This window comes from Pseudomonas sp. TH32 (assembly GCF_016650855.1).
GTDB lineage: Bacteria > Pseudomonadota > Gammaproteobacteria > Pseudomonadales > Pseudomonadaceae > Aquipseudomonas.
This window is the reverse complement of record NZ_JAEKFA010000002.1, coordinates 4,704,695-4,727,088: the sequence shown is the minus strand read 5'-3', so window position 1 is coordinate 4,727,088 and position 22,394 is coordinate 4,704,695. Positions and strand designations below refer to the sequence as shown.

Below are 22,394 nucleotides of genomic sequence, written 5' to 3'. Positions count from 1 at the left end.
AAGCGCAATCGTGCAGGGATCAGTCCTTAGGTGCGCTGAGCAGGAAGTTGCCTTTCATCAGGTCAGGATCATCCGATTCGAGCGTCTGCAACTGCGCTTCATCCTTGAGATTGACCCCCGACAACTGCCGGCGACAGGCCTCACGCATCAAGTAAAGCAAGCGATGAGCCGCCATGCCGTAGCTCAAACCTTCCAGGCGCACGTTGGAGATGCAGTTGCGGTACGCATCGGTGAGGCCCACCTTGGGGTTGTAGGTGAAATACAGCCCCAGGCTGTCCGGCGAACTGAGTCCCGGTCGCTCGCCGATCAGGATCACCACCATTTTCGCCCCCAGCAACTGGCCGACCTCGTCCGCGACGGCGACGCGGCCCTGTTCCACCAGAATTACCGGTGACAGCGACCAGCCTTCAGCGTGGGTTTGTTCCTCCATGCGTGTAAGAAACGGCAACGTATGTTTATGCACCGCCAGGGCTGACAAGCCGTCGGCCACCACCACCGCCAGGTCGACGCCGCCCGGGTTGGCTTCGGCGTAGTCCCGCAATGCCTGGGCCGACTCATCGCTCAGGCGCCGCCCAAGGTCCGGGCGTTGCAGGTAGCTGTGACGGTCGATGGCAGCGCTGTGCAGCAACAGGCTGTCGCGGCCGCGTTCGGCCAGTTGGCTGCTCAGTCCTGCATGGTCAAACGGCAGGTGCACCGCGTCCCGCGCCTGGGCGTGGGCGAACTGGAAGTCCAACTGCGCGCCGGTAGGAATACTGGTGCCGGTGCGGCCCAAGGCAATCCGCGCCGGAGTCAGGCGCCGCAGTTCCAGCCACGGGTTGTCTACATTGTTTTCCGGGGTGTCGATGTGCACAGGCGGTTCCTTCTTCATCCCAGTTGCGCCAAGGCGTGGCGAAATGCTGGCGGCAGGCTGTTGCCGAAGTGCACCTTGCCGTCGGCTTGCGTGAAGATGCCCATTTTCGCCAACCACTGTTCAAACTCCGGCGCCGGCTTTAAACCCAATGTTTGCCGAGCGTACAGTGCGTCGTGAAATGAAGTGGTCTGGTAGTTGAGCATGATGTCGTCGGAGCCCGGGATGCCCATGATGAAGTTGATCCCGGCCACGCCCAGCAGGGTGAGCAGGGTGTCCATGTCGTCCTGGTCGGCTTCGGCGTGGTTGGTGTAGCAGATGTCGCAGCCCATCGGCACGCCCAGCAACTTGCCGCAGAAGTGGTCTTCGAGGCCGGCGCGGATGATCTGCTTGCCGTTGTACAGGTACTCGGGGCCGATAAAACCGACCACGGTGTTCACCAGAAACGGTTTGAAATGCCGGGCCACCGCATAGGCGCGGGTTTCGCAGGTTTGCTGGTCGACGCCAAAGTGCGCGTTGGCCGACAAGGCGCTGCCCTGGCCGGTTTCGAAATACATCAGGTTTTGCCCGAGGGTGCCGCGGTTCAGGCTCAGGCCCGCGTCGTAGCCTTCCTGCAGCACGCTCAGGCTGATACCGAAACTGGCGTTGGCCGCCTCGGTGCCGGCGATCGACTGGAACACCAGGTCCAGCGGCACGCCACGGTTGATGGCCTCGATGGAGGTGGTGACGTGGGTCAGCACGCAGGCCTGGGTCGGGATTTCGTAGCGCTGGATGATTGCGTCGAGCATTTCCAGCATGGCGCAGATCGACGCGATGCTGTCGGTGGCTGGGTTGATGCCGATCATCGCGTCGCCGTTGCCGTAGAGCAGGCCGTCGAGAATGCTCGCGGCGATGCCCGCCGGTTCATCGGTGGGGTGGTTGGGTTGCAGGCGGGTGGACAGGCGCCCGCGCAGGCCCAGGGTGCCGCGAAACTGTGTGACGACACGGATCTTTTGCGAGACCAGGATCAAGTCCTGCACGCGCATGATCTTCGACACGGCAGCCACCATTTCCGGTGTCAGCCCGGGCGCCAGGGCGCGCAGGCTGTGTTCATCGGCAGCGTCGCTGAGCAGCCAATCGCGCAAACCACCGACGGTCAGGTGGCTGACCACGGAAAACGCCGGTTTATCGTGGGTATCGATAATCAGCCGGGTGACTTCGTCGCTTTCGTACGGGATCAACACTTCTTCAAGAAAGTGTTTCAACGGAATATTCGCCAGTGCCATTTGCGCGGCGACCCGCTCACCGTCGTTCTGTGCCGCAACGCCCGCCAGGAAATCCCCGGAGCGCGCCGGGCTGGCCTTGGCCATTACGTCCTTGAGGCTGTCAAAGCGGTAGGTCAATGCGCCGACCGCGTGGGAAAAGCTTGCCATACAGAGTCTCCTTGTCGGCGCGGGCGGAGGCCCGCACCGAGGTTTACGGCGTTTAGTGCAAGGCGGCCTCTGCGGCCTGGATCGCCGCAAACTCTTCTTCCGGCGTGCCTGCTACCAAGTGATGCCGACTGTAGAAAGCAAAGTAAGCAATTAATACTCCATAGATGATCGCGGCGCCAATCACCACGCGCGGATCCACCAGGAAGCCCGCCACAACAGCGATGCAGGCCAGTACCAGTGCGACGCCCGAGGTGAAGATGCCGCCCGGTGTGCGGTACGGGCGATCCATTTTGGGGCGGCGGATGCGCAAGGTGATGTGCGCGGCCATCATCAGCACGTAGGAAATGGTCGCGCCGAACACGGCCACCAGGATCAGCAAATCACCCTGGCCGGTCAGCGACAGGCCAAAGCCGATGATGCCGGGGATGACCAGTGCCAGGACTGGCGCCTTGCTTTTGTTGGTCTGCGACAGCTTGCGCGGCAGGTAGCCGGCGCGGGACAGGGCGAAGATCTGCCGGGAGTAGGCGTAGATGATCGAGAAGAAACTCGCGATCAGCCCGGCCAGGCCCACCAGGTTGACGAAGTGGCCCATCCACGTGGAGCCGCCGTACGCCTTGGACAAGGCTTCCACCAGCGGATTGCCCGACGCCATCAGCGCGTAGGCGCCGGCACCGCCGGGTGCGATCACCAAAATCAGCAGGGCAAAGCTGGTCAGCACCACAATGGCGCCGATCAGGCCGCGAGGCAGGTCACGCTTGGGGTTTTTGGTTTCTTCGGCGGCCAGCGGCACGCCCTCGACGGCGAGGAAGAACCAGATCGCATAGGGAATCGCCGCCCACACACCGACATAACCGAAGGGCAGGAAAGTGCTGGCGCCCTTGGCCTCGGTCACCGGAATGTCCAGCAGGTTGGCGACACTGAAGTGCGGCACCATCGCCACCAGGAACACACCTAGGGCAATCGCGGCGACGGCAGTAATCACAAACATCAGCTTCAACGCTTCACCCACGCCGAAAATGTGGATGCCGATAAAGATGATGTAGAACGCCAGGTAGATCATCCAGCCGCCAATGCCGAACAGCGACTCGCAATAGGCGCCGATAAACACCGCAATGGCGGCGGGGGCGATCGCATATTCGATCAGGATTGCGGTGCCGGTGAGGAACCCGCCCCAGGGGCCGAAGGCGCTGCGGGCGAAGCCGTAGCCACCGCCGGCGGTAGGAATCATGGAAGAGAGTTCGGCCAGGGAGAAACACATGCACAGGTACATGGTGGCCATCAGCAGTGTGGCGAGGAACATGCCGCCCCAGCCACCCTGGGCCAGGCCGAAGTTCCAGCCGGCGTAGTCGCCGGAGATCACGTAGGCAACGCCGAGACCGACTAATAGCACCCAACCGGCAGCGCCTTTTTTCAGTTCCCGTTGTTGGAAGTATTCGGTGCCGACTTTTTCAAAGTCGACAGAAGACCCGGACGCCGGAGCGCCATTCGGTTCGCTAGGCATAATGGAATCCCTTTCTTATTGTTTTTCCCGGCTTACTTAAGCCGGATGAGTCGCAAGGTCTTGTGAAGATCAAGTGTGGGAGCTGGCTTGCTGTGATGAGGGGGCCTGTCCCCCGTCGGGTTCACCACCGATTGACGGGGCTGCTTCGCAGCCCGGCGCGGGGCAAGCCCGCTCACCACAGCAAGCCCGCTCCCACATTTTTATTGCATTTCAAATGTGGGAGTGGGTTGTCAGTTAGAAGAAGCCCAGCGGATTGATGTCGTAGCTCACCAGCAGGTTTTTGGTCTGCTGGTAGTGATCGAGCATCATTTTGTGAGTCTCACGGCCCACGCCGGACTTCTTGTAACCGCCGAACGCGGCGTGCGCCGGGTACAGGTGATAGCAGTTGGTCCACACGCGCCCGGCCTTGATCGCCCGGCCCATGCGGTACGCGCGGTTGATGTCGCGGGTCCACAGGCCGGCACCCAGGCCGAACTCGGTGTCGTTGGCGATCGCCAGGGCTTCGGCTTCGTCCTTGAAGGTGGTGATGCTCACCACCGGGCCAAAGATTTCTTCCTGGAACACCCGCATTTTGTTGGTGCCCTTGAGCAGGGTCGGCTGGATGTAATAGCCGGTGGACAGGTCACCCGTCAGTTTCTCGACCTTGCCGCCGGTCAACAGCTCGGCGCCTTCGCCTTTGGCGATTTCGAGGTAGGACAGGATCCTGTCGAATTGCTGCTCGGACGCCTGGGCGCCAACCATGGTGTCGGTGTCCAGTGGGTCGCCGCGTTTGATCGACTCGACTTTCTTCATGACGACTTTCATGAAGTCGTCGTAGATCGACTCTTCCACCAGCGCGCGGGACGGGCAGGTGCACACTTCGCCCTGGTTGAAGAACGCCAGCACCAGGCCTTCGGCGGCCTTCTCGATGAATTGCGGCTCGGCTTTCATGATGTCGGCGAAGAAGATGTTCGGCGATTTGCCGCCCAACTCAACGGTGGACGGAATGATGTTCTCGGCGGCCGCATGCATGATGTGCGAGCCCACTGGCGTGGAGCCGGTGAAGGCGATCTTGGCGATGCGCTTGCTGGTGGCCAGGGCTTCGCCGGCTTCTTTGCCGTAGCCGTGTACCACGTTCAGCACGCCCGGCGGCAGCAGGTCGCCGATCAGTTCCATCAGCACGTTGATACCCAACGGGGTTTGCTCGGCGGGCTTGAGCACCACGCAGTTACCGGCGGCCAGGGCGGGCGCGAGTTTCCAGGCGGCCATCAGCAGCGGGAAGTTCCACGGGATGATCTGGCCGACCACACCCAGTGGTTCGTGGAAGTGGTAAGCGGCGGTGTGTTCGTTGATTTCGGCGCTGCTGCCTTCCTGGGCGCGGATGCAGCCGGCGAAGTAACGGAAGTGGTCAGCGGCCAGCGGGATGTCGGCGTTCAGGGTTTCGCGCACGGCCTTGCCGTTGTCCCAGGTTTCGGTGATGGCCAGCAGTTCGAGGTTCTGTTCGATGCGGTCGGCGATTTTCAGCAGCACCAGCGAGCGGTCCTGGGCCGAGGTCTTGCCCCAGGCGTCAGCGGCGGCGTGGGCGGCGTCCAGGGCCTTGTCGATATCCTTGGCAGTGGAACGCGGGAATTCGGCGATGGCCTTGCCGTTGACCGGCGAGGTGTTGGTGAAATAGTTGCCATCGACCGGCGCGACAAACTCACCGCCGATGTAGTTGCCGTACTTGGCCTTGAACGAAACGATAGCGCCTTCAGTACCGGGGTGTGCGTAACGCATGGTGGGTATCTCCTGGCTTTTTGTGTTTATTGGAGGACGCACGGTTGTGCTTGTTAAAGCGTAGAGCAAAGGTTGGGCCAGTGCCTTGCAGTGCCCGTAAATCAAGGACTTGGGGTTTGTTGCAAGCCGTTGCTGTGGCACGACTGATACAGCCCGAGTGACAGTTTGTGCCACAAACGGTACAGCCTGTGACCGGTGGGTCTGCCCGGGATTGCAATGGTCGGGAGGCTGGAGGATGCTGGGCACTCGCGCGCGGTTTGTAGTTCACGCAGGGAGAATAATAAGAACATGCAAAACGATCATTTCAGTCGCCATGCCCAGCAAGTCCTGACCGTTACCCGTGGCCAGGATCCGTTGCACGGCCCCGGCAGCGATCCGTCCATCGCCCGCTCCTGGCTGCGTTGCCTGGAGGACTATCACCTCGACCCCGCGCTGACCATCGCCCCCACGGTGCTCGAACATGGCCGCCTGCTGGAAAGCCGCGAACGCCTGCAACAAGTGCTGACCATCGCTGGCAGCGAAATGAACAGCCTGCATCAACAACTCTCCGGTGCCGGCCATGCGGTGCTGCTCACCGACGCCCGTGGGGTGATCCTCAACTGTGTTACCGCGCCCAGCGAGCGCAAGATTTTCGAGCGCGCCGGGCTGTGGCTGGGTGCCGACTGGAGCGAGGCCTGCGAAGGCACCAACGGCATCGGCACCTGCCTGGTGGAGCGCCAGTCCCTGACGATTCATCGCGATGAGCACTTCCGTGGCCGGCACACCGGCCTGACCTGTTCGGCCAGCCCGGTGTTCGACCCCCATGGCGAACTGCTTGCGGTGCTGGATGTGTCCTCGGCCCGGGAAGCCGTGTCGCGCCAGAGCCAGTTCCACACCATGGCGCTAGTCAATCTCTCGGCGAAGATGATCGAGAGCTGTTACTTCCTGCGGCATTTCGAGAACCACTGGTTGCTGCGCTTTCATTTGCAGGCCGAATCCGTGGGTCTGTTCAGCGAAGGGCTGCTGGCATTCGACGGTGAAGGGCGCATCTGTGCGGTGAACCAGAGTGCATTGAACTTGCTCGGGCAAATTCGTGGCGGGCTCTTGGGGCAGCCGGTGGAGGCGTTTTTCGATTGTTCGCTGGATGAGTTGCTCGGGCGTGCCAGCGCGAATGCCAGCGCCAGTTGGCCCCTGCGTACCCGCGACGGCCGTGGGTTGTTCGCGGTGTTGCGCGGCCAGCCACGCAGTGTGCCGGCGCCGGTTCCTCAGCCGATGCCCGAGCGGGCGCGGCTGCCGGGCATTTGCCTGGGGGACGCGGCGCTGCAAAACGATTTCCGCAAGGCGTTGCGTGTGTTTGAGCGCGACGTGCCGTTGTTGGTCAATGGCGAAACCGGCTCCGGCAAGGAGGCGTTTGCCAAGGCGGTGCACCATGCCAGCCTCAGGGCCGACAAAGCGTTTATTGCGCTGAACTGTGCGGCCATCCCCGAAAGCCTGATCGAGAGCGAGCTGTTCGGCTACCGCGGCGGCAGCTTCACCGGCGCCCGCAAGGAGGGCATGCGTGGCAAGCTGCAGCAGGCGGACGGCGGCACGTTGTTCCTGGATGAAATCGGCGATATGCCCTTGGCGTTGCAAACCCGGCTGTTAAGGGTATTGGAAGACCGGCTGGTAGTGCCTATCGGCGGCGAGCCACAGGCGGTGAACGTCAGAATCATCAGCGCCACCCACCGTAATTTGCTGGAGCGGGTACAGGACGGCAGCTTTCGCGAGGACCTGTACTACCGGCTGAACGGTCTGGAAATCGCCCTGCCACCGCTGCGTGAGCGTAGCGACAAGTCGCAGTTACTGGATTTTCTGCTGGCGGAGGAGGCGGGCGATCAGTCGGTCTTGCTGGACAGTCCCGCGCGCCAGGCACTGTTGGCATTTGCCTGGCCGGGCAATGTGCGGCAGTTGCGCACCGTATTGCGCACGTTGGCGGCGTTGTGTGACGACGGACGTATCGGGCTTGAAGACTTGCCGGCAGTGATTCGCCAGGCGCGCCCGCAGCACGTGAGGGCGGACGAGCTTTCGGACTCGCCCCTGGACGACGCAGAGCGCCTGGCGCTGCTCAATGCCCTGGAGCAACAGCGCTGGCATATGAGCCACACGGCCGAGCAACTGGGTGTCAGCCGTAACACCCTGTATAGAAAGCTGCGCAAACACGGGATTGCCCGTTAGCTAAAGGGTGCGATTTGTTCCTCCCTACGCTAACCTGCCTCGATGTTTTACGAGGTCGACTATGCACATTCATATTCTCGGTATTTGCGGCACGTTCATGGGCTCAATGGCGGTGTTGGCCAAAGAGCTGGGCCATCATGTTACTGGCTCCGATGCCAACGTTTACCCGCCCATGAGCACGCAACTGCAAGCTCAGGGCATTGAGCTGACCCAAGGGTACGACCCGGCGCAATTCGACCCGGTCCCGGACCTGGTGGTGATCGGCAATGCCATGGTGCGTGGCAACCCGGCGGTCGAATATGTACTGAATAAAGGTTTGCCGTACGTGTCTGGCCCGCAATGGCTGGCCGACCATGTGCTGCAAGGCCGTTGGGTGCTCGCCGTTGCCGGTACCCACGGCAAGACCACCACCAGCAGCATGCTGGCCTGGGTGCTGGAGCACGCGGGTATGAGCCCTGGCTTCCTGATCGGTGGTGTGCCGCAGAACTTCTCGGTGTCGGCGCGCCTCGGCGATACACCATTTTTTGTCATCGAAGCCGATGAATACGACAGCGCGTTTTTCGACAAACGCTCCAAGTTCGTCCACTACCGCCCGCGCACAGCGATCCTGAACAACCTGGAGTTCGATCACGCGGACATTTTCCCCGATCTGCCGGCCATCGAGCGGCAGTTCCACCACTTGGTGCGCACGATTCCGAGCGAAGGCCTGGTGATTCACCCCACGACCGAGCCGGCCTTGCAGCGGGTGATCGAGATGGGCTGCTGGACCCCGGTGCAAACCACCGGCGCGGGCGGGCAATGGCAGGTCAAACTGCTGAGCGAAGACGGCTCCAAATTTGAAGTGCTGTTCGAAGGTGTCGCCCAAGGCGTCGTCGAGTGGGACATGACCGGCCAGCACAACGTCGCCAACGCCCTGGTTACTCTGGCGGCCGCACGGCATGTCGGCGTGGTGCCGTCCATGGGCATTGCCGCCTTGAGCGCGTTCAAGAGCGTCAAGCGCCGCATGGAAAAGGTCGCCGACGTGAACGGGATTACCATCTACGACGACTTTGCTCACCACCCGACGGCCATCGCCACCACCCTGGATGGCCTGCGCAAGCGCGTGGGTGACGCCCAGGTGATCGCGATCATCGAGCCACGCTCCAACTCCATGAAGCTCGGCGCCCACCGTGACGGTTTGCCGGAAAGCGTCAACGATGCCGACCAGGTGGTCTGGTATGCACCGGCCAACCTGGGCTGGGACCTGCCCGCCATCGCGGCGCTGTGCACCGTACCGTCGATTTGCTGCGACTCGCTGGAAGGCATCATCGAGCACGTGAAACACCAGGCCAAGCCCGGCACCCACGTGGTGATCATGAGCAACGGCGGCTTCGGCGGCCTGCACGGCAAACTCGCCGAGGCGCTGAAATGAGCGGCCCGGAACGCGTCACCCTGGCGATGACCGGCGCGTCCGGCGCGCCCTATGGCTTGCGCCTGCTGGACTGCCTGGTGCGCGAAGACCGCGAGGTGCACTTCCTGATCTCCAAGGCCGCGCAACTGGTGCTGGCCACCGAGACCGATGTCGCGTTGCCGCCCAAGGTGCAGATGATGCAGGCCTTCCTCACCGAGTACACCGGTGCGGCGGCGGGGCAGATCAAGGTCTATGGCAAGGAAGACTGGATGTCGCCGGTGGCTTCGGGCTCCGGTGCACCGGCCGCGATGGTGGTGGTGCCGTGTTCCACCGGCACCCTGTCGGCGATTGCCACGGGCGCCTGTAATAACCTGATCGAGCGTGCGGCGGACGTGACGCTGAAGGAGCGTCGCCAGTTGATCCTGGTGCCGCGCGAGGCGCCGTATTCGAGTATTCACCTGGAGCACATGCTCAAGTTGTCGAACATGGGCGTGACCATCCTTCCGGCGTCGCCGGGCTTTTATCACCAGCCGCAAACCATCGATGACCTGGTGGACTTTGTGGTGGCGCGGATTCTCAACCTGCTGAATATCCCTCAAGACATGCTGCCGCGCTGGGGCGAACACCATTTGAGCAGTGATGAATAAACTCTTGATGCTGTGCCTGGCGCTGCAACTGACCGGGTGTGCCACGGCGCGCACGCTGGACGCCGCGCAGCCCGGCGCCCCGGTGGTGTATGCCGGGACGCGGCTGGATATGTACGCGATTCAGGGCGGGTGCTGTGCGATGGACCGCTTTGGGGCCGAAGCGCCGAGCTACCCCCATGTCGACCTGCCGGCCAGCGCCTTGCTCGACACGCTGCTGTTGCCGCTGTCGGTGCTGACGGTGTTGGGGGTTGGGTTTAACGCGACGGGCGGGCTGTAGTAGTGAATCTCGGGAGCGCCAACATATTTAATGTGGGAGCGAGCAAGCCCGCTCCCACATTTTGATTGTGTCCTGCCTCGAAATACGGGTTACTTGCCGAGCTTGCGCAGCTCATCCGACTCCACAACCCGCACCCCATCCTGTTCTTCCAGCGCCAGGCGCCACATCGCCCGCGCCAGTTCGCATACTTCAATGCCGTGATACTTGCCCGGAATCAACCGTGACAAGGGCCCGGCCAGTTGCTCGGCCAAACGTGGCTCCAACCGCTCTCCCAGCAACAGCGAAGGCCGGACGATGGTCAGCTGCGGCCAGTCCTGGGCTTTCAGCGCCTGCTCCATCTCGCCCTTGACCCGGTTGTAGAAAATCGAGGATTTCGGGTCGGCGCCAATCGCGCTGATCACGATCAGGTGTCGCGCACCCATTTCCCGAGCGCGCTTGGCGAAGGCCACGACCATGTCCAGGTCGACCGCGCGGAAGGCTTCTTCAGAGCCGGCCTGCTTGATGGTAGTGCCCAGGCAGCAGAAGGCGATGTCCACCTGGCCGCTCAGTTGCGGCAGGAATACGGCCGGGTCGCCCACCGGGTTTTCCAGGTGTGGATGCTCGGCCAACGGCTTGCGGCTAGGCGCCAGCACGCGGGTCACGGTGGGCTCGTTGAGCAGGCGGTCCAGCAGGTGCTCCCCGGTCAGGCCGGAGGCTCCGGCGAGCAAGATATGCTGAGGTGTCAGGTACATGATGTTTCCCCCTTGGTACAGATTCAGCTTAGTTGCTCTTGGCTTCCTTGCTATTCATTGAGACGCTTTCCAGCGCCTTTCGTGCCTGCTGTTTGCGTAATAATTGCCAATGGGCAATCACGCCTTTGGGGGCCCAGATCTGCGGTTCGGAGGCTTCGAAGTTATCCGCCTGTTCGCGCTCGGCCACGTGGGTTTGCGCCAGCTTGAAGGCTTGCTGCAAATCATCGGTCTGGTTGAAGGCCTGGGCGAAGAGGGCGTCGCCGAAGTAGGTGAAGTCGGCCTCTTCGGAGCAGCCGAACGACACGCGGTCGGCGCGTGAGGCGGTCATGATCAGGGTGTGTTCGTCCTTGAGGGCCGGGATGAAACCACCGGAGTAGCAGGCTGAAATCACCACGATCTTGTCGCGGTTTTTCAGCGGCGCCATTACCGCGGCCAGCTCATCGGCGGGCAGGTCGGCCAGTTCCATGCGCGGCTGGTCGAGCACCAGTTCGTGTTCGTGGGTGCCATGGCTGGTCAGGTAGATGAACACCAGGTCTTGCGGGCCGCTGCGTTCGGCGAGGGTCTGGACCGCGCGGCGCAGGCTTTCGCGGGTGGCCATGGGGCGGTCGGCGATGTGGTCGCGGTGGTTGACCAGGCGGATCTGGCCATAGGCCCCGAATCGCGTGGCGAGCATGTTGCTGACGTAGTCGGCTTCACGCAGGAATACGCTTTGTTTGCCGTCGCCGGCCACCACCAGGGTGTACAGCTCCACTCCTGATTTGGAGGCGGGTACCGCGGCGAGGGCGGCATCCAGTAGGCGGCCCTGGGCAAACAGGCCGATCTCCAGCGGGTCAGGCAACAACTTGCCATCGGCATCGCGCACGCGCATGCCGTTGACCCAGGTGCCGGCCTGCACGGTGCCATCGGTGAGCACCAGGGTGCCGCGGCCTTGATAGCTGTCGCTGTCGAAGCCGCCAATATAGAAGCTGCCGTCGGTAAGGTTCAGGCGACCGGGGCCGGTGAAGCGCCAGTCGACGAATTGGCCCACGTAATGGCTGCCGTCCACGCCAATCAGTTCGCCCTTGCCGCTGAGGGCGCCTTCCTTGAATTCGCCGATCCACACGTCGCCGTCGGCGTTTTCATAACGGCCCTTGCCGTTGAGCTGGTTCTGTTTGAAGTGGCCGATGTACATGTCGCCATCGGCGCTGTTGAAGGTGCCATTGCCTTCCAGCTGGCCATCGACGAAGTGGCCGCTGAACTGGTTGCCGCTGTCGTCGTTGCGCTGGCCTTCGCCGTTGGGCTTGCCGTGGGCGAACTGGCCCTGGTACTGGCTGCCGTCGGCCAGCTCGAGGCGGCCGAGACCGGAATACTGGTCGTCCTTGAATTCGCCGCGATAGGTCATCTGCCCTTCTTTGAGGGTGCCTTCGCCGTTGCGCTTGCCTTGCTTGAAACCGCCGACGTAACTGTTGCCCGACGTGGTCAGGCTGCCCTGGCCGTCGAAGAGGCCTTGCTGGAACTGGCCCTTGTAGACCTCGCCGTTGCTGCCATGCCATTCGCCCTGGCCGTGCCACTGGCCTTTATCGAACTGGCCGGCGTACCAACTGCCATTGGGGTAATCCACCCGGCCCTGGCCCTGCAGCAAGCCATTGACCACATCGCCACGGTAACGACCGCCATCGGGCAGCCGCGCATCGGGCGGCAACAGCGATTCGCCGTCGCCGCACGCGGTGAGCAACAGGACAAGAGCAAGGGGAGCGAGTGGGCGCATAGCGGGATCCGGATAATTGAGCGCCGAGTATGCCGCAGCTGCGAGATCTATACATAAATTTACATGAATTGTGGTGAGCAGGCGGGCTCACCACAGCCGGGTTCAGACGAAGCAGAGTGACAGCGACTCCGCAATGTAGGCAGGTTTTTCCTGGCCATCGATTTCCAGGGTGCAGGTGGCTTTAAGCAACCATTGCCCGGGCTTTTTCTCGGTGGCGTCGGTCAGGGTCACGGCCAGGCGTACCCGGGAGTCGACCTTCACCGGCTGGATGAAACGCACGCTGTCCAGGCCATAGTTGACCGCCATCTTCAGGCCCTCGGGCATGATCAGGATGTCTTCGATCAGCTTGGGTATCAGCGACAGCGACAGGAAACCGTGGGCGATGGTGCCGCCGAACGGCGTCTGGGCGGCTTTTACCGGGTCGACGTGGATGAACTGAAAATCGCCGGTGGCCTCCGCGAACAGGTTGATGCGCTCCTGGTCGATGGTGAGCCATGCAGAACGTCCCAGTTCCTTGCCGACATAATCCTTGAGTTGCGCTACGGGTACTGAGGGCATTGCGACTCTCCTTAGGTTCATCATTTTTGTATTTTTTGGACAGGTCCAGAGAACCAATGTAGATCATCATGGGCACTTGGCCCGGTCAACCCACCATGCTTTTGGCGAATGCCGTTCCATAGAGGCGGCGTGCTTATAATGCCGACACGCTTTAAGGGGGGGAGAGAACGGATGCTGTTACGCGGTCTGACATGGCTGGTGCTGTTTCAATTGCTCGGCACGGCGATCAATCATTTGTTTGTCCCGGTGTTGCCGGGGCCGATTATTGGCCTGCTGCTGATGCTGGCCTTCCTGATATGGCGCGGCGAAGTCGGTGAGCCCCTGAGCCTGGCGGCCGGCAGTCTGCTGCGTTATCTGCCCTTGCTGCTGGTGCCGCCCGCGGTGGGTGTGATGGTGTATGCCAAGGACATCGCCGCTGACTTCTGGGCCATTGTCGGCGCGTTGGTGTTGTCGCTGGTGGTCGCCATGGGCTTTGTCGGCGTGCTGATGCAAAAACTGGTCAAGCGCCAGGCGCAGCGGGAGGAGGGCCAATGACCGTGGATTGGCAGGGTGCCTGGGCCGCCGTGATTCATCACCCCTTGTTCGGCATCGGCATCACCCTCGGTGCCTATCAGTTGGTGCTGGCCGGTTTCGAGAAAACCCGCTGGATCTTCCTGCAGCCGGTGCTGGTGTCGATGCTGCTGGTAATCGGCGTGCTGCTGGGGTGTGGCCTGACGTACGCCGAGTACCGCAAGAGCACCGAGATCATGAGCATCCTGCTCGGCCCGGCGACGGTGGCCCTGGCGGTGCCGCTTTACCTGAATCTGCGACGGATTCGCCAATTGTTCTGGCCGATTTTTACTACGCTGGTGATAGGCGGCGTATTGGCCACTGGCCTGTGCGTGCTGTTGGGCTGGTGGTTTGGCGCCGAACACATGATGCTGATGACCATGGCGCCCAAGTCCGTGACCTCGCCGATTGCGATGCTGGTGGCCGAGCAGATTGGTGGCGTAGCGGCATTGGCGGCGGTGTTTGTGCTGATCACCGGGGTGATCGGCGCGATGATCGGGCCGGCGTATTTGTCACGCCTGGGCGTGCACAGCCCCGAGGCGCGCGGGATGGCCCTTGGCATGACCGCCCACGCCGTGGGAACGTCGGTGGCCTTGCAGGAAAGCGAAGAGACCGGCGCCTTTGCGGCGCTGGCCATGAGTTTGATGGGCGTGGCCACGGCAGTGTTCCTGCCGTTGGCCGTGTCGCTGGTTAGTTAAGTCGGGTTTAAGGAAACCTTTATGAGTCTGGCGCTTTTCCCGCTCAATACCGTGCTGTTCCCCGGATGCACCCTCGACCTGCAACTGTTCGAGGCGCGTTACCTGGACATGATCAGCCGCTGCATGAAAAAGGGCGAAAGCTTTGGCGTGGTGTGCATCCTCGACGGCAAGGAAGTCGGGCTGGCGCCGGATGGCTACGCATTGATTGGCTGCGAAGCGCTGATTCGCGACTTCAAGCAGCAGGACAATGGCCTGTTGGGGATTCGCGTCGAGGGCGGCCGGCGTTTCCGCGTGCGTGATGCCGGCGTGCAGAAAGATCAACTGCTGGTGGCCGAGGTGCAGTGGCTTCACGAGCATCCCGAACAACCGCTGGAGGAGGAAGACGCCGACTTGCTGGCGCTGCTCCACGCCCTGGCCGAGCACCCGATGGTCGCGTCCCTGGACATGGGCACCCACGCCGATGGCCAGCAAGCCTTGGGCAATCAGCTGGCGTACCTGCTGCCCTTCACCGAGGCCGACAAGATCGACCTCCTGCAGCTCGACGACCCGCAGCAACGGCTGGATGCGATTCAGCTGTTGCTGGATGAGTTGCAGGGCGAGTTGTTTACCTGATCCGGGATCGCTCGGAATTATCCTTCACGTTCTTCAGGAATGTCGTCGTTGCCCTGATCTCGTTGCCTGAAATAGTTGGTAATCACGTAACGATGATCAGGGGAAAAGGATGATTCGGCTTTCGCAATCTGAGCAGGTCGTGTGGGATGCGTTTTTTATGGCCATCACCACGCAAATACTTCATCTGAACGACAGTCGCGGCGCGGAGTACATCGCCGAACGCGCCGCGGATGTTGCTGACGAAATGCTTCTGGAGCGGCGCGAGCGCAGTGTGGAGCGCCGCGCTGCCCCCTCGGATTGGCTGGGCCCTGCTTAGTAGGCATACCTGAGCAACGCGTGGGACGTGCCGGTAAACGCAATGAAGCCCAGCACCGCCCCACATACTGGCAAGATCAACCACCAGACTTTCGGCGGCATCGGCGGCAACAGGCTGCGGTGCTGGCTGAAGTGCAGGCTGAAGGCGCAGACCGTCATCGCCAGCAAGGTGCCCGCGAGGATGTCCGTGGGCCAGTGGGCGCCCAGGTACACCCGGGACACGGCGATGGTGGCAGCCGGGATGCAACCCAACACCAGCCAGGTCAGGCGCAGGCGGGTCGGTTGACCGCGACCGGCCAGCACCGCCAACGCCAGGAAGAACGCAAACGAGCCGGACGCATGGCCGCTGGGCATGCTGAAGCTGGTGAGTGGGTCGGTCAGCACTTCCGGGCGCATCCGCGCAAAAAACAGCTTGGTGCCGGTATTGATCAACGCGGCGCCCAGCAGGGTGGCGCCGACAAAGATTGCCTGGCGCCATTGCCGTGCCACTACCAGCAGGCCGGTCAGCACCGCGCTGGCGACGAACATCTTCTTGAACTCACCCAGCTGGGTCACCATCACCATCGCCCGGTCGATCGCCGGGCCGCGGTGTTCCTGCACCAGGGCCATCAAGCCTTGGTCAAAGTCGTTCAGGTAGCGATAGCCGATAAACAACGCGATCAGCAGTGTGCCGCCGATGCAGCCGATCCACAGGGTGGCGCGCCGGTGGCCGCGCAGGCTGCTGTTGAGGCTCACGCCGATCAATACGGCGAGGCACGCGGCGACAATTCCGGCCTCCGGCCAGAATCCCTCGGGCAGCGGCAGGCGGAATGCGGCGCCGGTGGCCCAGCCCGGCAGCAGATACGCCACCGACCAACCCGCGGCGGCCAATAGGCTGACGGCGGCGAAGCGCGGGAAGGGCATGTCGCACATGCCGGCGACCATCGGCAACATTGGCCGCAGCGGGCCAATGAAGCGTCCTACCAGCAGGCTGGCGATGCCGTACTTCTGGAAGTAAGTCTCGGCGCCACTCATCCATTCAGGGTGATGCCGCAGGCCCGGAAGGCGCCGGATGTTCTGGTGGAAATGGCGACCAAGGAAGTAGGAAACAACATCACCCAATATGCCGCCGAGGAAGCCCAGCAACAGGGTCTCCCCCAGGGACAGTGCGCCACTGCCGGCCAGTGCGGCGATGGCGAACAGCAATACCGTGCCCGGTACGATCAGGCCGGCAATGGCCAGGCACTCCACGCACGCCACGATAAACACCGCCACGGCCAGCCATTGCGGATTCAGGGTCAGCCAGCCGGTAATGCCATCGAGCCATGGGCCCATACAATCAACTCCCTTTTGTAGATCGTCCTTGTAGGCGTCCGGCTTGCCGGCGATGGCGTCCTTGAGTCCGCTATCGCCGGCAAGCCGGACGCCTACAGGTTTATGTATGTTTTCAAATCAAAAAATAGTCGCGGCCTTCGACCTGGCCCCGGCGTAGCGGGTTCCGTGTGCAATACGGCGCATAGCCGGCATCGACGAAGCGGTACATCAGGTGTTCATCGCGACCGCCGGGAATGCCCAGGCGGGTGGTCTGGATCACTTGGCCGGGCGCCAGGCCCACGTCTTCGACATAGAGCAACTCCTGGTCAAAACGCTTGGCGTCCCACATCGGCACTTTCAAACCCAGGGCCTTGCACAGCAGGGTCTGGCCGGCACACAGCTTTTGCGAAGGGCGCGGCCTGCCGCTGGCATCCGGGTTATTCAACAGCATCTGTGCGAGGCTCGCCGGGCCGGACACTTCGTCAACCCACGGATAGGCCGATTTGATCAGCACCGCATTGCCCGGACCGTGGGCGCTGAAGTTCAGCGAATCACCGCCGCGGGCGTAGTACATATAGATGTGGCCGCCATCCAGAAACAAAGCCTTACGCTTTTCTGTGTAGCCCAGGGACGCGTGGCTGCCTTTTTCGGCGAGGTAATAGGCTTCGGTTTCAATAATTCGCGCCGACAACCACAAATCGCCGACGCGATGGCGAATGACTTTTCCCAGCAATTCCCGCGCGAGCAGTTGCGCGTCACGGTCGAAAAAGCCGTCGGGCAGGGCGTTGGCGGGGATCATTGGGGTAAAACTGGACATGGCGATCAAAGGTAATGCGGCTAAATGTGACAGGATGATAACAACTCCAGCCTTAATTCCCGCTGAACGTCGGGTTTTTACAGTTCATTTCGACCATCCGCCCCTCACCGCTGTCCGTAGGACGGCGTCACAGCTATAATCTGCCGCTTTCCTCTTTGCCAAGACCCCACCAGACCATGACTGAGTCCGTTCTTGACTACATGACCCGCCTGGGTCGCGCTGCCCGTCAGGCCTCGCGGTTGATCGCCCGTGCGAGCACTGCGCAGAAGAACCGCGCCTTGCTGGCGGCCGCCGACGCTCTGGATGCTTCGCGCTCCGAGCTGAGCGCTGCCAATGAACAGGATTTGGCCAACGGTCGCGCCAATGGCCTGGAGCCAGCCTTGCTGGATCGCCTGGCGCTGACGCCGGCACGCATCGACGACATGATCGAAGGTTTGCGTCAGGTGGCCAAGCTGCCTGACCCCATCGGTGAAATCCGCGACATGCGCTACCTGCCGTCCGGCATTCAGGTCGGCAAGATGCGCGTGCCCCTGGGCGTGATCGGCATCATCTATGAGTCGCGCCCGAACGTGACCATCGACGCCGCGAGCCTGTGCCTCAAGTCCGGCAACGCCACCATCCTGCGGGGCGGTTCCGAGGCGATCAATTCCAACCGCGCCATTGCCGCGTGCATTCAGCAGGGCCTGGCCGTGGCCGAATTGCCGGCCGAAGTGGTGCAAGTGGTCGAAACCACCGATCGCGCCGCCGTTGGTGCGCTGATCACCATGCCTGAATTTGTTGATGTGATCGTGCCGCGCGGTGGCAAGAGCCTGATCGAGCGCGTGAGCCGCGATGCCAAGGTGCCGGTTATCAAGCACCTGGATGGCGTCTGCCACGTGTTCATCGACGTCGCCGCCGACCTCGACAAGGCGATCCGCATTGCCGACAACGCCAAGACTCATCGCTACGCCCCGTGCAACACCATGGAAACCCTGCTGGTGCACGCCGGCATTGCCGAGCGCGTACTGCCGCCGCTGGCTGCCATCTACCGCGACAAGGGCGTCGAACTGCGTGGTTGCGAACGTACCCGGGCGATCCTCGGCAGCGACGTGATCGAAGCCACCGAGCAGGACTGGTACACCGAATACACGGCGCCGATCCTGTCGATCCGCATCGTTGACGACCTGGACCAGGCCATCGACCACATCAATCAATACGGCTCCAAGCACACCGACGCTATTGTCACCGAGCATTTCAGCGATGCCCGGCGTTTCCTCAACGAAGTGGATTCCGCTTCGGTGATGGTCAACGCCTCGACGCGCTTTGCCGACGGCTTCGAATATGGCCTGGGGGCGGAGATCGGTATCTCCACCGACAAGCTCCACGCACGCGGCCCGGTTGGCCTGGAAGGGCTGACCAGCGAGAAGTACGTGGTGTTCGGTGACGGTCATGTGCGCACTTGATGGGTAAACGCATCGGGCTGCTCGGTGGCACCTTCGACCCCGTGCACATTGGCCATTTGCGCAGTGCGCTGGAAGTCGCGGACGCTCTCGGGCTGGATGAGTTGCGTCTGGCACCGAATGCCAGGCCGCCCCATCGCGACACGCCGCAGGTGTCTGCGCAGCAGCGCCTGGAGATGGTCCGCCTCGCTGTGGCCGGCATTGCACCGCTGGTGGTGGACGACCGCGAACTCAAACGCGACAAACCGTCCTACACTGTCGACACCCTGGAACTGATGCGGGCCGAGTTGGCCGCGGATGACCAGTTATTTCTACTTTTGGGCTGGGACGCGTTTTGCGGCCTGCCCACTTGGCACCGCTGGGAAGAGTTGCTCCAGCATTGCCACATCCTGGTGCTGCAACGCCCGGATGCCGACGCAGAATCGCCGGATGCCTTGCGCAACCTGCTGGCAGCGCGGTCGGTAAGTGACCCATTGGCCCTGACCGGGCCGAGCGGGAATATTGCATTCGTCTGGCAAACCCCGCTTGCGGTGTCTGCCACCCAGATCCGTCAACTGCTGGCCAGCGGGAAGTCGGTACGTTTCCTGGTGCCTGACGCGGTCCTGGCCTACATCGATGCGCACGGACTTTACCGTGCGTCGAACTGAAAAGGCGCGCTTGAACGCACGAACAGTCGTGCAGCGAGCGCCCGAACATACGAGCAAAACGAGTTTTATATGACGAACAAAGACGTAAGCAAAGTTAAGCGCAAAGGCACGTTCAAGAGCGCTCCTCTGCCAGTAGAAGCCCACACCGGCCCTGAGCTGGCCGGCGAAGAGCTGGTCAAGGTGGCCGTGGCTGCCCTCGAAGACGTGAAGGCCCAGGACATCCAGGTCCTGGACGTGCGCGACAAGCAGAGCATCACCGACTTCATGATCATCGCCACCGGTACCTCCAACCGCCAGATCGGCGCGATGCTGGACAAGGTTCGCGAAGCGGTCAAAGCCCAGGGCGTCAAGCCGTTGGGTGAAGAAGGCAAGGGCGACAGCGACTGGGTACTGTTGGACATGGACGACGTGATCGTTCACATGATGACCAGCAATGCCCGCCAGTTCTACGACCTGGAGCGTCTGTGGAAAGGCGCCGAGCAGAGCCGTGCCGCCGATGGCAAGCACCACAGCCCTGAAGTTGGCCACGCGCACTTCGACAAGCTCAACAAAGACCAGGAATAAGGAACGGCTGTGCGCCTGCGTCTGATCGCTGTCGGTTCACGCATGCCCAAGTGGGTGGAAGAAGGCTGGCATGAATATGCCAAGCGCCTGCCATCCGAATTGGCGCTGGAACTGGTGGAAATACCGCTCAATACCCGGGGCAAGAATGCCGACGTGGCCCGCTTTATCCGTCAGGAAGGCGAAGCCATGTTGGCCAAGGTCGGGCCCAACGAGCGGATCGTGACCCTCGAAGTGCACGGCAAGCCCTGGAGCACCGAGCAGTTGGCGGTGGAACTGGATCGCTGGCGCCTGGATTCGCGCACGGTCAACTTCATGGTCGGCGGCCCCGAAGGGCTGGCGCCGGAAGTGTGCGCGCGGGCGGACCAGCGCTGGTCGCTGTCGCCCCTGACACTGCCGCACCCGTTGGTAAGAATCCTGATCGGTGAACAGCTGTATCGCGCCTGGACAGTTCTGTCCGGGCACCCTTACCACAAATAATCTGCGCCCTGCCTGATGACCCAGCCGATCCGCATCAAGGACCACGAGAAAGACGCACGTCTTGTACGCGCGCGGGTGGTGTTCGGCGCGATTTTGGTGGTGGTACTGCTGGGGGTGTTGATTGCCCGCCTGTATTTCCTGCAGGTGATCCAGTACGACTATCACTCCACGCTGTCGGAGAACAACCGGGTGCACGTGCAGCCGATTCCACCGACCCGTGGGCTGATTTTCGACCGCAATGGCGTGGTGGTAGCGGATAACCGGCCGAGCTTCAGCCTGAGCATGACCCGCGAGCGTTCCGGCGACTGGCAGCAAATCCTCGATGTGATCGTCGAAGTGCTGCAACTGACGCCGGAAGACCGGGTGATCTTCGAAAAACGCATGAAGCAGGGGCGCCGACCGTTTGAACCGGTGCCGATCCTGTTCGAGCTGACCGAAGAGCAGATCGCCCGGATCGCGGTGAACCAGTTCCGGCTGCCGGGTGTGGAAGTGGTGGCGCAGTTGGTGCGGCACTACCCGCAAGGGGCACACTTCGCGCATTCGGTCGGCTACATGGGCCGGATCAACGAGAAAGAGCTGAAGACCCTCGACCCGGTCAACTACAGCGGCACCCACCATATCGGCAAGACCGGCATCGAGCGTTTCTACGAGCCGGAACTGCACGGCCAGGTGGGTTACGAGGAAGTCGAGACCAACGCCCGTGGCCGGGTGCTGCGGGTGCTCAAGCGCACCGACCCGGTTCCCGGCAAGGACATCGTGCTGAGCCTGGACATCAAGTTGCAGGAAGCGGCGGAGATGGCTTTGGGCGGTCGCCGGGGTGCCGTGGTAGCGCTGGACCCGAGCACTGGCGAAGTGCTGGCAATGGTCAGCCAGCCCAGCTTTGACCCGAACCTGTTTGTCACCGGGATCAGCTTCAAGGCCTACGCCGAGCTGCGTGATTCCATCGACCGGCCGCTGTTCAACCGCGTGCTGCGCGGCCTGTATCCGCCGGGCTCGACCATCAAGCCGGCGGTGGCGATTGCCGGCCTCGACTCGGGTGTGGTGACCGCATCGAGCCGTGTGTTCGACCCTGGCTATTACATGCTGCCCAACTACGACCACAAATACCGTAACTGGAACCGCACCGGCGACGGCTATGTGGACCTGGACACGGCGATCATGCGTTCCAACGACACCTACTTCTATGACCTGGCCCACAAGCTGGGGATTGATCGGCTGTCGGCCTACATGGGCAAGTTCGGCCTCGGTCAGAAAGTCTCCCTGGACATGTTCGAAGAATCCCCCGGCCTGATGCCGTCCCGCGAGTGGAAGCGTGCGACTCGTCGCCAGGCGTGGTTCCCGGGCGAAACCCTGATCCTGGGGATCGGCCAGGGCTATATGCAGGCCACGCCGCTGCAACTGGCCCAGGCCACCGCGCTGGTGGCCAACAAAGGGGTGTGGAACCGTCCGCACCTGGCCAAGACCATCGAGGGCGAACGCCCGCTGGATGAAAACCCGATTCCGGACATTGTGCTGCGTGACCCGTCCGACTGGACCAAGGTCAATCACGGCATGCAGCAAGTGATGCACGGCGCCCGGGGTACCGCACGTAAAGCGGCGGTGGGCGCGCAGTACCGGATTGCCGGCAAGAGCGGTACCGCCCAGGTGGTCGCGATCAAGCAGGGCGAGAAATACGACCGCTCCAAAGTTCAGGAGCGTCATCGCGACCACGCCTTGTTCGTCGGCTTTGCCCCGGCCGACAACCCGAAAATCGTCGTGGCGGTGATGGTCGAGAACGGCGAGTCCGGTTCTGGCGTGGCCGCGCCCGTGGTGCGCCAGGTGATGGACGCCTGGCTGTTGGCCGACGACGGCAGGCTCAAGCCCGAATATGGCGGCCCCCCTTCAAGCACCGAGGTTACGGCCAGTGAAGAGTAATTTTGATCGCA

At 62.3% G+C, this 22,394-nt stretch carries 22 protein-coding genes; 13 read left to right on the top strand and 9 right to left on the bottom strand.

The window, feature by feature from the left end; genetic code table 11:
• Window positions 1–19: 19 nt before the first annotated feature.
• The 4 genes from eutC to exaC all read right to left on the bottom strand — a co-directional run bounded on the left by eutC (window position 20) and on the right by exaC (window position 5,515).
• Window positions 20–868 (bottom strand): ethanolamine ammonia-lyase subunit EutC, encoded by an 849-nt coding sequence (gene eutC / locus JFV30_RS25330; RefSeq protein WP_201125458.1) that lies wholly within the window; start codon window positions 866–868, stop codon window positions 20–22.
• Window positions 865–2,259 carry an ethanolamine ammonia-lyase subunit EutB gene (locus JFV30_RS25325; RefSeq protein ID WP_010174743.1) on the bottom strand — a complete coding sequence of 465 codons (1,395 nt, stop codon included), beginning with the start codon at window positions 2,257–2,259 and terminating at the stop codon, window positions 865–867. The genes eutC and JFV30_RS25325 overlap by 4 nt, the downstream gene beginning before the upstream one ends.
• A gap of 52 nt (window positions 2,260–2,311) precedes the next feature.
• Window positions 2,312–3,760, bottom strand: a complete 1,449-nt coding sequence (eat, locus tag JFV30_RS25320; protein ID WP_088426931.1) for an ethanolamine permease — start codon at window positions 3,758–3,760, stop codon at window positions 2,312–2,314.
• 234 nt (window positions 3,761–3,994) lie between these two features.
• Complete coding sequence (exaC, locus tag JFV30_RS25315) at window positions 3,995–5,515, bottom strand: acetaldehyde dehydrogenase ExaC (protein ID WP_201125457.1); 1,521 nt, start codon at window positions 5,513–5,515, stop codon at window positions 3,995–3,997.
• A 288-nt stretch (window positions 5,516–5,803) separates the two neighbouring features.
• Between exaC and JFV30_RS25310 the strand changes: the two genes are divergently transcribed.
• From JFV30_RS25310 to JFV30_RS25295, 4 genes are all read left to right on the top strand, one after another.
• A complete protein-coding gene (locus JFV30_RS25310; RefSeq protein ID WP_201125456.1) occupies window positions 5,804–7,708 on the top strand; it encodes a sigma-54-dependent Fis family transcriptional regulator in 1,905 nt (634 codons plus the stop codon).
• A gap of 61 nt (window positions 7,709–7,769) precedes the next feature.
• On the top strand, window positions 7,770–9,119 hold the full coding sequence (mpl, locus tag JFV30_RS25305; RefSeq protein WP_010174752.1) for a UDP-N-acetylmuramate:L-alanyl-gamma-D-glutamyl-meso-diaminopimelate ligase: 1,350 nt from the start codon (window positions 7,770–7,772) through the stop codon (window positions 9,117–9,119).
• On the top strand, window positions 9,116–9,745 hold the full coding sequence (ubiX, locus tag JFV30_RS25300) for a flavin prenyltransferase UbiX (protein WP_003219402.1): 630 nt from the start codon (window positions 9,116–9,118) through the stop codon (window positions 9,743–9,745). Before mpl ends, ubiX begins: the two co-directional genes overlap by 4 nt.
• Entirely contained in the window at window positions 9,738–10,022 is a 285-nt protein-coding gene (locus tag JFV30_RS25295; RefSeq protein WP_201125455.1) for a YceK/YidQ family lipoprotein, read from the top strand. Before ubiX ends, JFV30_RS25295 begins: the two co-directional genes overlap by 8 nt.
• An 89-nt stretch (window positions 10,023–10,111) precedes the next feature.
• Here the strand turns inward: JFV30_RS25295 and JFV30_RS25290 are convergent, their stop codons facing one another.
• From JFV30_RS25290 to JFV30_RS25280, 3 genes are all read right to left on the bottom strand, one after another.
• Complete coding sequence (locus tag JFV30_RS25290) at window positions 10,112–10,753, bottom strand: oxidoreductase (protein ID WP_169386383.1); 642 nt, start codon at window positions 10,751–10,753, stop codon at window positions 10,112–10,114.
• A 28-nt stretch (window positions 10,754–10,781) separates the two neighbouring features.
• On the bottom strand, window positions 10,782–12,500 hold the full coding sequence (locus JFV30_RS25285; protein WP_010174758.1) for a C13 family peptidase: 1,719 nt from the start codon (window positions 12,498–12,500) through the stop codon (window positions 10,782–10,784).
• A gap of 102 nt (window positions 12,501–12,602) precedes the next feature.
• Window positions 12,603–13,058, bottom strand: coding sequence for a MaoC family dehydratase (locus JFV30_RS25280; RefSeq protein WP_010174760.1), 456 nt, complete (start codon window positions 13,056–13,058; stop codon window positions 12,603–12,605).
• Window positions 13,059–13,229: 171 nt separating this feature from the next.
• Between JFV30_RS25280 and JFV30_RS25275 the strand changes: the two genes are divergently transcribed.
• The 4 genes from JFV30_RS25275 (at window position 13,230) to JFV30_RS25260 (ending at window position 15,233) form a co-directional block, all read left to right on the top strand.
• Window positions 13,230–13,592, top strand: coding sequence for a CidA/LrgA family protein (locus JFV30_RS25275; protein ID WP_010174762.1), 363 nt, complete (start codon window positions 13,230–13,232; stop codon window positions 13,590–13,592).
• Window positions 13,589–14,305 carry an LrgB family protein gene (locus tag JFV30_RS25270; RefSeq protein ID WP_010174764.1) on the top strand — a complete coding sequence of 239 codons (717 nt, stop codon included), beginning with the start codon at window positions 13,589–13,591 and terminating at the stop codon, window positions 14,303–14,305. The genes JFV30_RS25275 and JFV30_RS25270 overlap by 4 nt, the downstream gene beginning before the upstream one ends.
• 21 nt (window positions 14,306–14,326) lie before the next feature.
• Window positions 14,327–14,917, top strand: coding sequence for an LON peptidase substrate-binding domain-containing protein (locus JFV30_RS25265; RefSeq protein ID WP_003215426.1), 591 nt, complete (start codon window positions 14,327–14,329; stop codon window positions 14,915–14,917).
• A gap of 109 nt (window positions 14,918–15,026) precedes the next feature.
• The gene (locus JFV30_RS25260; protein ID WP_201125454.1) at window positions 15,027–15,233 is read left to right on the top strand and encodes a hypothetical protein; all 207 of its coding nucleotides are present in this window, start codon (window positions 15,027–15,029) and stop codon (window positions 15,231–15,233) included.
• Here the strand turns inward: JFV30_RS25260 and JFV30_RS25255 are convergent.
• Complete coding sequence (locus tag JFV30_RS25255; protein WP_201125453.1) at window positions 15,230–16,546, bottom strand: bifunctional DedA family/phosphatase PAP2 family protein; 1,317 nt, start codon at window positions 16,544–16,546, stop codon at window positions 15,230–15,232. The two genes, JFV30_RS25260 and JFV30_RS25255, sit on opposite strands and share 4 nt — an antisense overlap.
• Before the next feature lie 112 nt (window positions 16,547–16,658).
• Window positions 16,659–17,342 (bottom strand): DNA-3-methyladenine glycosylase, encoded by a 684-nt coding sequence (locus JFV30_RS25250; RefSeq protein ID WP_201125452.1) that lies wholly within the window; start codon window positions 17,340–17,342, stop codon window positions 16,659–16,661.
• Between the two features lie 176 nt (window positions 17,343–17,518).
• Between JFV30_RS25250 and JFV30_RS25245 the strand changes: the two genes are divergently transcribed.
• The 5 genes from JFV30_RS25245 to mrdA all read left to right on the top strand — a co-directional run bounded on the left by JFV30_RS25245 (window position 17,519) and on the right by mrdA (window position 22,383).
• Window positions 17,519–18,784 carry a glutamate-5-semialdehyde dehydrogenase gene (locus JFV30_RS25245; RefSeq protein WP_201125451.1) on the top strand — a complete coding sequence of 422 codons (1,266 nt, stop codon included), beginning with the start codon at window positions 17,519–17,521 and terminating at the stop codon, window positions 18,782–18,784.
• The gene (gene nadD, locus JFV30_RS25240; RefSeq protein ID WP_003215431.1) at window positions 18,784–19,428 is read left to right on the top strand and encodes a nicotinate-nucleotide adenylyltransferase; all 645 of its coding nucleotides are present in this window, start codon (window positions 18,784–18,786) and stop codon (window positions 19,426–19,428) included. The genes JFV30_RS25245 and nadD overlap by 1 nt, the downstream gene beginning before the upstream one ends.
• Window positions 19,429–19,497: 69 nt before the next feature.
• Window positions 19,498–19,992, top strand: a complete 495-nt coding sequence (rsfS, locus tag JFV30_RS25235; RefSeq protein ID WP_003215432.1) for a ribosome silencing factor — start codon at window positions 19,498–19,500, stop codon at window positions 19,990–19,992.
• Window positions 19,993–20,001: 9 nt separating this feature from the next.
• Window positions 20,002–20,469: a 23S rRNA (pseudouridine(1915)-N(3))-methyltransferase RlmH gene (gene rlmH / locus JFV30_RS25230; protein WP_003185785.1), complete on the top strand. Its 468-nt coding sequence runs from the start codon at window positions 20,002–20,004 to the stop codon at window positions 20,467–20,469.
• Window positions 20,470–20,484: 15 nt separating this feature from the next.
• Window positions 20,485–22,383 (top strand): penicillin-binding protein 2, encoded by a 1,899-nt coding sequence (mrdA, locus tag JFV30_RS25225; RefSeq protein WP_010174783.1) that lies wholly within the window; start codon window positions 20,485–20,487, stop codon window positions 22,381–22,383.
• Window positions 22,384–22,394 lie beyond the last annotated feature (11 nt).